This is a genomic window from Paenibacillus sp. NPDC057934 (genome assembly GCF_042887565.1).
GTDB lineage: Bacteria > Bacillota > Bacilli > Paenibacillales > Paenibacillaceae > Paenibacillus_AQ.
In genome coordinates, this window is sequence record NZ_JBHVPB010000001.1 from 83,699 (window position 1) to 96,444 (window position 12,746).

The following is a 12,746-nucleotide window of genomic DNA, read 5'->3' on the forward strand; positions in this document are numbered from 1 at the left end:
GTTTACGAACTTTTTGTATTTTAATCAGAGTTATGTAGTTATTGTTTTCTAGAAAGGGTGCTCTGAGGACAAAAGAAAAAGGATCAAAATATCCGGAAAATCGGACATTTGATCCTTTAACTACTATGCTATTTCTTTCCGTTTTCTTTATTAAACGTGTCTACAACATCATTAACGGTGCGAGTGACGGGGATGAAGTTTCCTTCATATCTTTGCTGAATATACTCTTTGACCTTGTCAGAGTGGAGCACAGTGTTCAGCTTCTTGAAAGCATCTGCCTTGTCTTTTAGAATGTCTTCTTTCGTTGCCACCACGTTAACATAGGCGCTCTCTTCTTCATTCTCATGGAATAGGGAGGTATCCAGTTTGTAGCCTGCCTCAAGAGCTACACCGTTATTAATGATGGCTGCGTCAACGTCATCCAGCACTCGTGGAAGCATACCGCTTTGTGCTGTAATAATGTCGAGCTTATGAGGATTCTCTGCAATCTGATCCACCCCGCCCTTGGCAAGGTCGAAGTTCTCAGGCAGCTTTATGAGCTTAGCCGACTCAAGCAGCTTCAGAGCCCGGACCAGATTGGTCTGATCATTCGGGATCGCAATCTTGGCGCCGTCTTTAATCTCTTCTACAGTCTTAATTTTCTTGGAGTAGATGCCAAGGGGGGCAATAATCGTCGTATCCGCCGCCACCAGAGAAGAATTGTGAATACCATTCCAGCTTGTCAGATAAGCGATATGCTGGAAAGCGTTGGCTTCGAGGTCTCCATCCGCGAGGGATTGGTTCATATCTACTTGACCAGAAAGGGTGACGACTTCAATCTTCAATCCCTCTTCTTTGGCTTGATCTCGAACAAAGTTCCACAAATCGCTCTGGATATCTGTCGTTCCTATTTTCAGTGAAGCTTCGCTGGCAGAGCCTGACCCCTTGTTACTGCATGCAGATACCAGCAAAACTGCCAATACCATAGATCCTGTTAATAAAAGTCGACCCCATTTTGTTTTCTTACTCATCTGTAAAGACCCTCCTAAAGTTGAATGAAAATAATAATTAATTCCTAGTAAACATATGAGAATTATTAAAATCATAACAGCTTTACCTTGAATGTCAATCCTTTGTTGCTCAATAGAGGAATTGATTTCCTATACAAACTAATGTATCATAAATTCAAATTAAAACTGAGTATACCAATTTATAAACTATGTTTAAAGAAATTTGTTCCATCTGCAATCATTCAGGTCTATTACGGAGAGGATGAAATCTATGTCTGACGCTAGACAAATTAAAATTGGTTTATATGTTGTCGGAACCGGGATGCATATCGGTTCGTGGCGACTGCCGCAAGCTCAAGCGGATGCCAGTATTGATGTAGGCTTTTATAAAAAAATCGCCCAGGAAGCGGAGAGAGGCTTGTTTGATGCTGCCTTTATCGCTGACAGTTTGGCTGTTGACGAAAATTCACACTCACAAATACTAAATAGATTTGACCCTACTGTCCTGATTACTGCTATTGCGGGCGCGACTAGCCATATCGGGGTTGTAGCCACCGCTTCCACTACATACAACGAGCCCTATAATTTAGCCCGGCAATTCGCTTCGGTCGATATCATTAGTGGAGGAAGAGCAGGATGGAATGTGGTGACCACGGCTGATGCGACAGGACTCACCGCACTTAACTTTAGCCGCAAGGAGCATCTCCTGCATGATGACCGCTACAAGGTTGCAGAGGAATTTATCGACGTGGTAAAAGGCTTATGGGATTCATGGGAAGAGGACGCTTTTATCCGTAACAAGGAAACTGGCGAATTTTATAATCCGGAGAAGGTGCATCTGCTTAATTATGAAGGTGAGTTCTTCCAAGTTAGGGGGCCGCTCAATATTGGACGCACTCCGCAGGGTCATCCTGTGCTGTTCCAGGCAGGCTCCTCCGAACCAGGGCAAGAACTGGCTGCAAGAACAGCTGAGGTGGTGTTCAGTCACAAAAAATCGTTCGAAGAAGCCAAAGATTTCTACAAAGAATTGAAAGGTCGAATGTCCAAATATGGGCGGAGGGAGGATGAACTGCTTATTCTGCAGGGCATCTCTCCGATTATCGGGCGGACGGAAGCTGAGGCAGCCGAGAAGGCGGCGCTATTGGACTCCACGGTTATACAGGAGCAGGCGCTACGATTCTTGTCTGGCTATGTGGGGAATGTCGATCTTACCGCCTACAGTCTGGATACCCCTGCATCGCAGGTGGCTTGGCGGGAAGTGAACAGCATCCAGAGTGATTTTGATAGAATTCAAAAAATCATTCGTGAAGAGGACCTGACGATCGGCGAGCTTTACTCTAAAATCAGCAATGTGTCATCGGATGAGTCCCTGCGTGGAACACCGGAGCAAGTGGCAGATACGCTGACGTATTGGTTCGAAAATGGGGCCGCCGACGGGTTTATATTCGTCCCACCTGCACTGCCGGACAGCCTAACTGACTTTGTCGAGCTAGTCGTACCGATTCTTCAGGAACGGGGCATTTACCGGACGGAATATGACAGCACAACCTTGCGGGGACATTTGGGCCTCTCTGTTCCAGTCAACCGCTATGCAAAAGAAACATTGCCTGCAAGCCAGCTTTAATAGGCAGCGCCAAGGGTTGCAACATGTGTTTTTCAGTTAACGGTTGCTATTAAACTATCTATATTATTCAACAGTTTATCTTAAACGGCTGCAACATTATTTCCTAACACTCGTCTGTAGGGATGGAACGTTCTAAATTACTGACGAGGTGACAACAATGATGAACAAAAAAATTGCAATGCTTGGGGCTGCGGCTATACTTACCCTCACGATTACTGGACAAAGCTTTGCTGCCGGGGTGGCATTTACCGATCTTTCGAATATACCGGCCAAGGATAAGATTATCTCTTTGCAGCAGAAGGGCTACATACAGGGTGTCAGCAGTGATCGCTTTGATCCTAAGGGGACATTGACTGCAGCTCAGGGAATTCAGCTTCTTGTTAATGCCTTTGATTTGAACATTGATCTGTTGCGATTTGTGAAAGAGCCGCATGCGACGGATTATTTCCCTAAGGCAAATGATGCTGCGTGGTATGCTAACACTCTGATCATTGCCGCCAACAACAACATTGACCTGCCTAAAGATCTGAACCCAGGAGCAGCATGGACCAAGGAAGAGTTTACTCACCATTTGATTCTGGCCATGGAGACGAGCAGCAATCTGCCCATGATCAAAATCAAGCCGATGGAGTTTGGCGATCAGGCTCAGCTCAGCACTGCATTTGACGGGTCTGTTCAGCGTGCACTTGTGCTTGGGATTGCCAAGCTGGATCAGAACAACAATTTCAAGCCGCAGGAGAAGATCACACGCGCCGAAGCGGCGGAGTTGGTCTACAACGCTCTGGCCTACGTCGAGGCACACCCTGCGCCAGCGCAAGGATCTTAAGTCGGGATCGCTGGAGAAGAGACTTAAAGTAATCGACTTCCATCTTAAGCAGCTACAGCAGAAGACCGCTCATCCTTCATCCGGTGAGTGGTCTTCTTGCATGTTACGTTGGCTATGCTTGTACAAACCCACTATATAAGATGAACAATAGAAAGTAACAATAAGTGAGAAGGAACGAAGGGGGAAGTTTGGAACTGTAACACATGATTATTTTATAGAAAATGCTGATCAACTTGGATGTTATATCTGGATAGATTAACCTACACTAGAAGTACGGCTAGAATGGAGTTGCAGTGAGGAGGCAAAAGTGGTGACCGAATCAATTTATTTTGGAAGTGTGTTTACTGCGGGTATACTGTCGTTCTTTTCCCCTTGTATTTTGCCGTTACTACCTGTGTATCTGGCTTATCTTGGCAGTTCAGAGCAGGGTAGCGGCCAAGCAGGGTCCTGGAAGCTGGGAAAGATGACAGTCTCTCCATTGCTTATAGGTAGAACGCTGATGTTTATTCTTGGGTTATCGGCAGTCTTCGTCCTACTTGGTTTTGGGGCAGGGGCGCTTGGCGGAGTCCTGGGCAGTTCGTATTTCATTACAGTCTGCGGAATCGTCGTTATTCTGTTTGGGATTTACCAGACGGGCGTGATCAGGCTTTCTTTTCTGGAAAAGGAAAAGCGCATAGACGCCGATTTGCAGCATAAAAAAGGATTCGCTGGCGCCTTTCTGCTTGGATTCACGTTCAGCTTCGGCTGGACCCCTTGTATCGGTCCTGTGCTTGCAGCTGTGCTGGGTCTTTCAGCAAGTGGCGGCTCGGCGGGAACGGGAGGCATGTACATGCTGATTTATACCCTGGGCTTGGCGTTACCGTTTCTGGTAATGGCCATATTTTCCAGCCTGCTGTTAACAAAGGTGCGTCGGCTTTACAAGCATATGCGCGTATTGAAAGCCATCTCAGGCATCGTATTAATTGTGATGGGACTACTGCTCGTCAGCAATAAGCTGAACATGATTACAACCTATTTTCAAGTGTAGAAGGAGGAGGGCGTCATGAGGAAGATAAAAACATGGGTTTGGGTGGCGATAGCTGCCCTACTGGTGATCGGAGCAATTGGTATTTATGGTAGAGAGGGTGTCACTTCAGCATCGGTAGCCGGAGGGACAGTGAACAAGGGGCAGCCTGCACCAGCGTTCAAGCTTAAAGATTTGCAGGGAAATGAAGTGTCCCTGGCTGATTTCAAAGGGCAGAAGGTATACGTAAAATTCTGGGCGTCCTGGTGCCCTATTTGTCTGGCTGGACTGGATGAACTGGATCAGCTGTCGAGCGAACAGCATGACTATAAAGTACTGACGATTGTCAGTCCTGGTTACAATGGAGAACAATCGGCTGCGGATTTTACAAATTGGTTCTCTAAACGAGGGTACGACCATATTCAGGTGCTGTTGGATGACGGGGGTACTTTGACTCGTAAATTTGGTGTGAGAGGATATCCCTCTTCCTATTATATCGGTTCGGATGGCATTCTGGTCAAAAGCGCACCAGGACATAACACCAATGAAGTGATTGCCCAGACTTTTCAATCCATACATTAAAACAGAAGGATAGGGGAGGGAATTATGAAACGACTAGGACTGATAGGTTCACTGTTGCTATTGCTGGTACTAAGTGCTTGCACGCCGTATAATTTAATCACTGAAGGAGCGGGAGGGATTGCTTCCGCAGGCGGAGGCAAAGCGACAACGGCTTCTCTGCCGAATCCGAACAAGGATGTGGATTACTCGGGGAGCGAACTGCGCGATATTTATTTTGCCGGCGGCTGCTTCTGGGGTGTAGAAGCTTACCTGGCCCGGGTTTACGGGGTTAGCGATGCTGTATCCGGTTATGCCAACGGTACTGGAGAGAATCCTTCTTATGAAGATGTGATTCGCGGAGACAGAGGATTCGCGGAGACGGTAAAGGTCAGCTATGATCCGAAGCGGGTGAGTCTCGAACAGCTTATCGCGGCGTTCTTCAAGGTCATCGACCCGACAAGTGTCAACAAGCAAGGCAATGATCAGGGAATTCAATACCGGACTGGGATTTATTCGAGCAATGCTGCGGATCTGACCGTGATTAAGGATGCAATCGCGAAGGAACAGCTGAAATATGACAAGAAAATCGTGACCGAAGCTCTTCCGCTAAGCAATTTCTATCTGGCAGAAGAGTATCACCAGGATTATCTGGAGAAGAATCCGAACGGGTACTGTCACATTGATCTGAGCGTGGTGCAAGATGTGAATATCCACATTGATGCCTCTAAATATCCTAAACCAAGCAATGAGGAACTGAAAAAGAAGCTGACCAAGATCCAGTATCAAGTAGCTGTACTAGCCGATACTGAGCATGCGTACTCCAATGAATATTGGGATCAGTTTGAGCCAGGCATCTATGTGGATGTCACAACAGGTGAGCCGCTGTTCGCCAGTGCTGATAAATACGATGCCGGCTGCGGCTGGCCGAGCTTCACCAAGCCAATTATCCCAGAGGTAGTAACCTACGACGAGGATCACAGTTTTGGGATGACGCGTACAGAGGTGCGGAGCCGGGCGGGCGATATTCATCTGGGCCATGTCTTCGATGATGGACCGGCAGACAAGGGCGGCAAACGCTTCTGCATCAACAGTGCTTCCATCCGTTTCGTTCCGCTGGCAGACATGGACAAGGAAGGGTATGGAGATTTAATTGTTGTCGCTAAATGAGGATGAAGGAGTCTAAAGGTTATGTATAAGCTGCTGCTCGTTGAAGACGAGGATCTGGTAAGAAACGGCATCAAGCGTTTCGTCCCTTTCGACGAACTGAATATTGTGGAGATCCATGAAGCCGCGAGCGGTGATGAAGGATTGCGGATTTTTGAGGAGCAGCTCCCGGATCTTGTGTTGCTGGATATCAACATGCCGCGTATGAACGGGCTGGATTTTGCGACAAGAATCAAGGTGCTGAAGCCGGACGTCAAGATTGCTGTGATTACCGGCTATGATTATTATGATTATGCGGTAACTGCTTTGAAGATCGGAATCGATGATTATGTGCTGAAGCCGGTCTCTAGAAAAGATGTGTTCGAGGTCCTGAGCAAACTGGTGAATAAACTTAAGAATGAGGGTCAGCAGACTGAACTGCTGACCCTTCTCAAGGATATGCAGTCGCGAACGGCCGGAACCGTGCCTGTCAGTGAACCAGAAGGTGAAAAACAGCATGTGGCCCAGGTGATTGAGAGCAACCTCGCTAATCCGGAATTCTCACTAACCGCATTAGCGGAGCAAATGGGCTTCAGTTCGGGCTATATGAGTACATTGTTCAAAAAGTTATTCAAGGTGTCTTTTCAGGACTATATCGTATCCCTTCGCTTGGAACGGGCCAAGCTGCAGCTACTGGCTTCGGACAAAAAGGTGTACGAAATTTCCGCGGACGCAGGGTTCGATAACCCGAATTACTTCAGTTCTTCCTTCAAGAAGAAATTCGGCATGTCGCCGCTGCAATACCGTGAAAGGATCAAAGAGTAATGAAACCTTTCTTTCGCTCGCTACAATTTCGTATTCTGTGGATTTACATACTGATTAGCATTCTGACGGTCGGGATCACTGGCAGTGTTCTTTATGTCGGCATATCCAGGGTGGTGATGAACCAGTCCGTGGAATCCAGTCAGATGGCGATTGCCAAGGGCGGCACGTATGTGGAGATGTATATTGACCGTCTCAACGTACTGTCCACGATGCTAGCCCGTAATCCCGAGACCGTCCGGACGCTGGCTGAAAAGAATAAGACCGGTGAGCGGGATGTCCTTGAGTTCATCCAGAATGTGCTGATTTCGGACCCATTTATTCAATCGGTGATCGTGATCGGTAAGGATGGCTATGTACTATCTAATGAACAAAAATTGAATATGAGGCGTTCGTCGGATATGATGGAAGAGCCATGGTATGTAGCTGCCATACATAGTAACATTCCTGCGCTTACCTCTGCACGGATGCAGAAGTTCTCTATGGACAAGGATAACTGGGTGATTTCCTTGAGTCAGGAGGTCAAAGATGAGCGTGGGCAGAATCTTGGAGTCGTGCTGCTGGATATCAAATACAAGGGACTTGAGGACTATCTCAACGGCTTGGAGTTGGGTAGCAAAGGGTATGCTTTTATCATTAATAGCAATCATGAAATTGTCTATCATAAGGACGTTTCTTACTTTGTGGACGGCGTCAAGCAGAAGCAGCTAATTGCCATGAGTCGGCAGGCTCAGGGATATGATCTGAAGGAGAATCGTCTAGTCTACCAGACTCATCTGAAGGGGACAGACTGGACCCTGGTAGGCGTCAGTTCTTTGGACGGTTTGCAGCAGATTCGCATGCAGCTGATGAAGTCGTTTATTATGGTCGGCGCAGCATTGCTGATCCTTATCTTGGTAACGTCGCCCTGGATTGCGAAGAGCATGACCCGGCCGATTCATCGGCTGGAGCAGGCGATGCAGCAGGTAGAGAGCGGACTGCTGGCCATCAGCGTGCCTGAGACCGGCGTTACAGAGGTGCAAGGCCTCGCCCGGCATTTTAACTCTATGGTGCTAGAGATCCGTCAACTGCTAAAGGATATTGAGACCAAGGAGAGAGCGCTGCGTCTGCATGAGCTCAGTGTGCTGCACAGCCAGATTAACCCGCACTTTCTATATAACACGCTGGATACGATTGTATGGATGGCGGAGTTTCAGGATACCGAGCGGGTTATATCAACGACCAAGGCGCTCGCCGAATTCTTCCAACTGTCATTAAGTGGCGGTGAAGAATTCACGACGATTGAAAAAGAGATGGCGCATGTTTCCAAGTATTTGATCATCCAGAAAGAACGGTATGGCGACAAATTGTCATATGAACTGCGGTATGATCCCGCTTTGTCGGATCTGATCATTCCCAAAATCATTTTGCAGCCAATGGTTGAAAATGCGATTTACCATGGCATACGAGAGAAAAACGGACCGGGATCTCTTGAGATCAGCTGTGGCAGGACAGTCGAAGGCAGCGTACAGTTTATCATTAAGGATGACGGAGCAGGCTTTGATCCTGCCATTCTTGAAGCCGACACTGGGGCTTCCGGACAAGAGCCAGTACCACAGGTACGATCCAAGCTGGGCGGAATCGGCATTCACAACGTGGATGAACGTCTCAAGCTATATTACGGGCAGAATTACGGAGTTACGATCACTTCCGCGCCCGGACAAGGGACTGAAGTCAAAATCGTTATCCCCTGACCCGCATTTCGGAAGGGAGAGAACAATGATGGACAATACACAGATAAACCAACCAATGATTGAGGGGACAACCCAGATCAAGCTTCCGTTCTGGAATCTGCCCCGTAAACTTAACCTTATCCTGCTGATCATGTTCGCACTGATGGTTATAATCATAATTACTGTTGTGCATGTACAGAACCGAAATCTGGTTATTGATGAAAATAAGGAGCGGGCGCAGACGATTGTACAGACCTTCGGTACAGTCATTCAGGCCAGCGAAGATAGTCTGCAGAACTATCTGGAGCAGCAGGTGCGAATGCAGCCGGATATTAAATCGATGAAAATCTATGAGGCGGTGGAAGGTGGAAAGGTCATTGCCGCCAAGGATACTTCGCTAGTGGGGCAGGATATCACGCCAGAAGTGCTGCAAACTGTAAGTCATAATCAGGAGCAGAGCTTGTATAAGAATGAACAGCTCGAATATATCGCCCCAATACATATTGATAATCAAGGCGCTTATGTAGTGGATGTTGTATTTTCCTTAACACGGGCACTGGAATCAACGGACAAGCTATTGTTCAATGCTTCGATCATTGGCCTGATCCTGCTGGCGGTGTTCGGATCGATCCAGTATATTATTATTCACCAGAAAATCTCGAAGCCGATCCGTAGGATTATGGAGCTGGCGACGGAGATTTCACGCGGCAATCTGCGGATCGAAATTCCAGCGCAGCGGGGAAAGGATGAGATCGGCCTTCTGTACCAGACTTTTGGCCAAATGACTGAGAGTTTGACGCATCTGATTGGAAGCGTACGCTTCGGAACCGGACAGGTCAGTAGGGCGGTGGACCGGCTGGTCGTGAACGCGGAAACGACCGAAGCCGCTGCGCAGGAGATTGCAGCCAGTATTCAGGAGCTGTACGATGGCAGCAACTTGCAATTGCAGCTCTCACAGGACAATGCCGATGCCATGGAGGAGGCGGCTGGGGGTATTCAGCGGATTGCGGATTCTTCCCAGAGTGTAGCTGAAATCAGCGAAGAAGCAACGTCGCTGGCCCAGCAAGGCGACACTTCGCTCGAAGAGACGGTTCATCAGATGGGTCGGATCAAATCTACTGTGAACCAGTTAAACGAAGTGCTGCACAACTTGACTGATAAAACCAAAAGAATTGACGAGATCCTCCAGATTATCCGGCAAATTTCCTCCCAGACTAATCTGCTCGCATTGAACGCGGCCATTGAGGCAGCGAGAGCCGGTGAATCTGGCCGGGGATTTGCGGTAGTGGCCGGAGAAATCCGCAAGCTTTCGGAGCAAACTGGCCTGTCGGCCGAGGAGATCTCCGGGCTTGTTCATACATTGCAGACGGAATCTGAAGCCGCCCTGAATTCTATGGGGGCAGTGAATGATGAAGTTACTGGCGGAATGCAACTGACAGAGGAAGCTGGAGTCATACTCAAGAACATACGGGGTAAAATAGAAGCTGTATTCAACCGTATTCAAGAGGTATCCGCTGCCTCCCAGGAAATTTCTGCAGGAACGGAAGAAGCGACGGCTTCGATCGTACAGATGACCGAGATTGCCCGGCAGTCATCAGAGAAGACATACTTATCTTCCGAGAGCGTCAAGAACCAGATGAATCAGGTCAATGAAATGAAAGAAATGTCCGACCAGGTCAAAGTACTCTTAAGTAATCTTAAAGATACGGAAGCGGCATTTGTAATTTAATAGGAGGCCATTGGCAAATGGCTGTAGTACTAGTAAGCAGCGAGACTTCTTGTTCAGAGGAGGCTCGCTTCTTTTTGTTTATAATGGAATATTTTACAAAACAGAGAGGGGCAGTTATGATAAGAGTTGGAGAGGTATTTGTGAAAAAAGGAGCATATTTTACTTGGGAGGAATGTGTAAATGGAACACATCCAGAGGAGAAACAGCATAGTGAAAGTAGCTTTCTATCTGTTATTTGCCGGGTATGCTGTGATAGCCATCAACCTTATCCTATTCAAGACGATCCCTGTAACAGCAATTTTCAGCACGCCTGGATTGTCGATGCGAAGTGTGAACCTCATTCCCTATAACATAATTACAACGTATTTCAGCGATGATTCAATAGGGTTGAAACGACTGCTGGCGAATACTCTGGGTAACATTGCGCTGTTTATTCCCTTGGGGGTTTTTGTATCTTACACGGGTGTAATGCGCTCTTTTCGATTCAAGATTGGCATCTTACTGACCACGGCAGTATCGTTTGAGATCATTCAGTATGTATTGGCACTCGGCAGCAGCGATATCGACGATGTTCTGTTGAATCTACTCGGAGGGATGCTTGGGATTGCTGTGTATAAAAGGATCGAGCGGAGGACGCGTTCGAGAGAGCAGATACTGAATGCGGTCGTCGTCTTTTTCCTTGTAACGGGAATTGGCGGTATAGCGGTGATTGGAATTGTGGATCGTAATCTCCTGCCGTTCGGCAATCAGAAGGCTGAATATATAGATGAGAACAAAGGAATTATGGCGGGACTGGATGAGAGCACAGCTGATCTGTTCGGTGATCTGAAAGCGGCTAAGCAAAGTACCATCACAGTTTATCAGAATCCTAAGTATATAACTACGGTATCAACTTCGAAAGCGGAGAATCCGGCCAGTGAGCTGTATACCGACATCCCCCTGGATGCTGCAACGAAAATCTTCATCAGACATATAAGTTCAGTGAAAAATCAGCTGGTTTCCAGATATGAGAAAGGTTCTGCAGCGGATTTGGTTTCTTTGATGGGACAACAAGGCACTGCTTTTACGGTTAGAGTGTGGTTGACCGATGATGACGTTCAGGTCGCCAGAGCTCTGCTGGTAAGTGTCACGAATTGAGCATAGAAGTGGAGCTAGTTGCAGTGAGATCGCCGTAGTATGAATCATTTATTGTCTTCATTCAGTACGGCTAGCGTTTCCGCCAAGGCTTTCCACCTCTGTGGAACCAGCGATTCTGCTGTGCAATAAACAGTCTGCAAGTATTTGCTAAGTGGGGTTAATGGACCTGCGACCAGAACTTCTTTGATCTCGGAGGGTTTACCCGGAACAAAAGTGGCTGTTGATTGCCTGAAGCGGTTGAGTGGGAGAAACATTTTGCAGGACTTCCGGTAGGACATCCGGTGAGGATATCGGGGAGAACTTCCGGAATCGTATTTGGACAGCGCAATGATGCCAAAATGATCCGTCAGTAGTGCGGCGGCATCCAGTTGGAGAATGGCAAAGGATTCGTCAGGCTCCCGGCGGGAATACATACCGAGCATCGCCAGGCAATCGCGCTTGGTAGGCCAGAGGAATACATGACGGTCTAGACAGGCTCTAAATTGCTCCGGTGTAGTGTCAGGGTCCATTGCTTCGTCGGTAATGCGCAAATGAGCATTCAGGATGACCGCTTGTTCATTGAACAGAGTAGAATGTTTCTCGCTGCGACGCTTACCTTTCGACAGGTGAGGCGCAATAACGGATGGCGGGTACAGGGCATCGAAATGGGCGATAGCTTGCAGATTCCTGGCTCTGGTGAAGTGATACAATGACCGTCTGAGCGGGCTTTTGGTGATGTCGGCAACAATGTCCATGGGTTTAGATTCTCCAATGCAAGGGATCGGTATGCTTGAAGCTGTATTTATTATAATGGATATCTATGGGGAAATGCTTTTAATCTTTATTAAGACTTGTTTTATAATTCTTTATTGAGCTTTTCTCTTTTGCGTTTGCTTACTAGATCCATAATAAAACTTATGATTACGATACTAATAGAATGTAATAAAGGCTTAACAAAGCTTGGATCATCATAAATAAAATAAGCGAATATGAAGTTAGCTATAAAAATAAACAGATATCCGAGGATTGTGACCATTCCTTTCAGGATGATTCATTTTGGTATTTTTTTCAATATTAAGGTAAAAAACAATCGAATTCAATTGTATTATATAAGACATTAAACCAACACAACGTAAATTCCTCGCAAATGACTCAGACGTTTAAAATAACAGCGTACTTTTACCCTAAGGTTCAACTTCATTCGTTAGGGCATTGGAATAA

11 protein-coding genes are annotated in these 12,746 nt (G+C 47.0%); 9 read left to right on the forward strand and 2 right to left on the reverse strand.

Annotation, left to right across the window (positions count from 1 at the left end; translation table 11 throughout):
- Positions 1-128 precede the first annotated feature (128 nt).
- Positions 129-1,010, reverse strand: coding sequence for a MetQ/NlpA family ABC transporter substrate-binding protein (locus ACFVRY_RS00375; RefSeq protein WP_387495834.1), 882 nt, complete (start codon positions 1,008-1,010; stop codon positions 129-131).
- 250 nt (positions 1,011-1,260) lie between these two features.
- Between ACFVRY_RS00375 and ACFVRY_RS00380 the strand changes: the two genes are divergently transcribed.
- The 9 genes from ACFVRY_RS00380 (at position 1,261) to ACFVRY_RS00420 (ending at position 11,546) form a co-directional block, all read left to right on the forward strand.
- Positions 1,261-2,613: an LLM class flavin-dependent oxidoreductase gene (locus ACFVRY_RS00380; protein ID WP_387495837.1), complete on the forward strand. Its 1,353-nt coding sequence runs from the start codon at positions 1,261-1,263 to the stop codon at positions 2,611-2,613.
- A gap of 157 nt (positions 2,614-2,770) precedes the next feature.
- Positions 2,771-3,439 (forward strand): S-layer homology domain-containing protein, encoded by a 669-nt coding sequence (locus ACFVRY_RS00385; RefSeq protein ID WP_387495840.1) that lies wholly within the window; start codon positions 2,771-2,773, stop codon positions 3,437-3,439.
- A gap of 310 nt (positions 3,440-3,749) precedes the next feature.
- On the forward strand, positions 3,750-4,466 hold the full coding sequence (locus tag ACFVRY_RS00390; protein WP_387495843.1) for a cytochrome c biogenesis CcdA family protein: 717 nt from the start codon (positions 3,750-3,752) through the stop codon (positions 4,464-4,466).
- Positions 4,467-4,481: 15 nt separating this feature from the next.
- On the forward strand, positions 4,482-5,024 hold the full coding sequence (locus ACFVRY_RS00395) for a TlpA family protein disulfide reductase (protein ID WP_387495846.1): 543 nt from the start codon (positions 4,482-4,484) through the stop codon (positions 5,022-5,024).
- A gap of 24 nt (positions 5,025-5,048) precedes the next feature.
- A complete protein-coding gene (gene msrB, locus ACFVRY_RS00400) occupies positions 5,049-6,170 on the forward strand; it encodes a peptide-methionine (R)-S-oxide reductase MsrB (protein WP_387495849.1) in 1,122 nt (373 codons plus the stop codon).
- Positions 6,171-6,191: 21 nt separating this feature from the next.
- Complete coding sequence (locus tag ACFVRY_RS00405) at positions 6,192-6,971, forward strand: response regulator transcription factor (protein ID WP_387495852.1); 780 nt, start codon at positions 6,192-6,194, stop codon at positions 6,969-6,971.
- Positions 6,971-8,701, forward strand: coding sequence for a cache domain-containing sensor histidine kinase (locus ACFVRY_RS00410; RefSeq protein ID WP_387495855.1), 1,731 nt, complete (start codon positions 6,971-6,973; stop codon positions 8,699-8,701). Before ACFVRY_RS00405 ends, ACFVRY_RS00410 begins: the two co-directional genes overlap by 1 nt.
- Positions 8,702-8,726: 25 nt before the next feature.
- Positions 8,727-10,409 carry a methyl-accepting chemotaxis protein gene (locus ACFVRY_RS00415; protein WP_387495858.1) on the forward strand — a complete coding sequence of 561 codons (1,683 nt, stop codon included), beginning with the start codon at positions 8,727-8,729 and terminating at the stop codon, positions 10,407-10,409.
- 210 nt (positions 10,410-10,619) lie between these two features.
- Positions 10,620-11,546, forward strand: coding sequence for a VanZ family protein (locus tag ACFVRY_RS00420; RefSeq protein ID WP_066371416.1), 927 nt, complete (start codon positions 10,620-10,622; stop codon positions 11,544-11,546).
- A 44-nt stretch (positions 11,547-11,590) separates the two neighbouring features.
- Here ACFVRY_RS00420 and ACFVRY_RS00425 read toward each other — a convergent pair whose 3' ends face one another.
- On the reverse strand, positions 11,591-12,280 hold the full coding sequence (locus tag ACFVRY_RS00425) for a DUF7002 family protein (RefSeq protein WP_387495862.1): 690 nt from the start codon (positions 12,278-12,280) through the stop codon (positions 11,591-11,593).
- Positions 12,281-12,746 lie beyond the last annotated feature (466 nt).

Coding starts and splice junctions, on each gene's coding strand:
- ACFVRY_RS00395 (WP_387495846.1), top strand. CDS start 4,482: ATGAGGAAGATAAAAACATGGGTTTGGGTGGCGATAGCTGCCCTACTG.
- ACFVRY_RS00375 (WP_387495834.1), bottom strand. CDS start 1,010: ATGAGTAAGAAAACAAAATGGGGTCGACTTTTATTAACAGGATCTATG.
- ACFVRY_RS00385 (WP_387495840.1), top strand. CDS start 2,771: ATGATGAACAAAAAAATTGCAATGCTTGGGGCTGCGGCTATACTTACC.
- ACFVRY_RS00380 (WP_387495837.1), top strand. CDS start 1,261: ATGTCTGACGCTAGACAAATTAAAATTGGTTTATATGTTGTCGGAACC.
- ACFVRY_RS00405 (WP_387495852.1), top strand. CDS start 6,192: ATGTATAAGCTGCTGCTCGTTGAAGACGAGGATCTGGTAAGAAACGGC.
- msrB (WP_387495849.1), top strand. CDS start 5,049: ATGAAACGACTAGGACTGATAGGTTCACTGTTGCTATTGCTGGTACTA.
- ACFVRY_RS00425 (WP_387495862.1), bottom strand. CDS start 12,280: ATGGACATTGTTGCCGACATCACCAAAAGCCCGCTCAGACGGTCATTG.
- ACFVRY_RS00410 (WP_387495855.1), top strand. CDS start 6,971: ATGAAACCTTTCTTTCGCTCGCTACAATTTCGTATTCTGTGGATTTAC.
- ACFVRY_RS00415 (WP_387495858.1), top strand. CDS start 8,727: ATGATGGACAATACACAGATAAACCAACCAATGATTGAGGGGACAACC.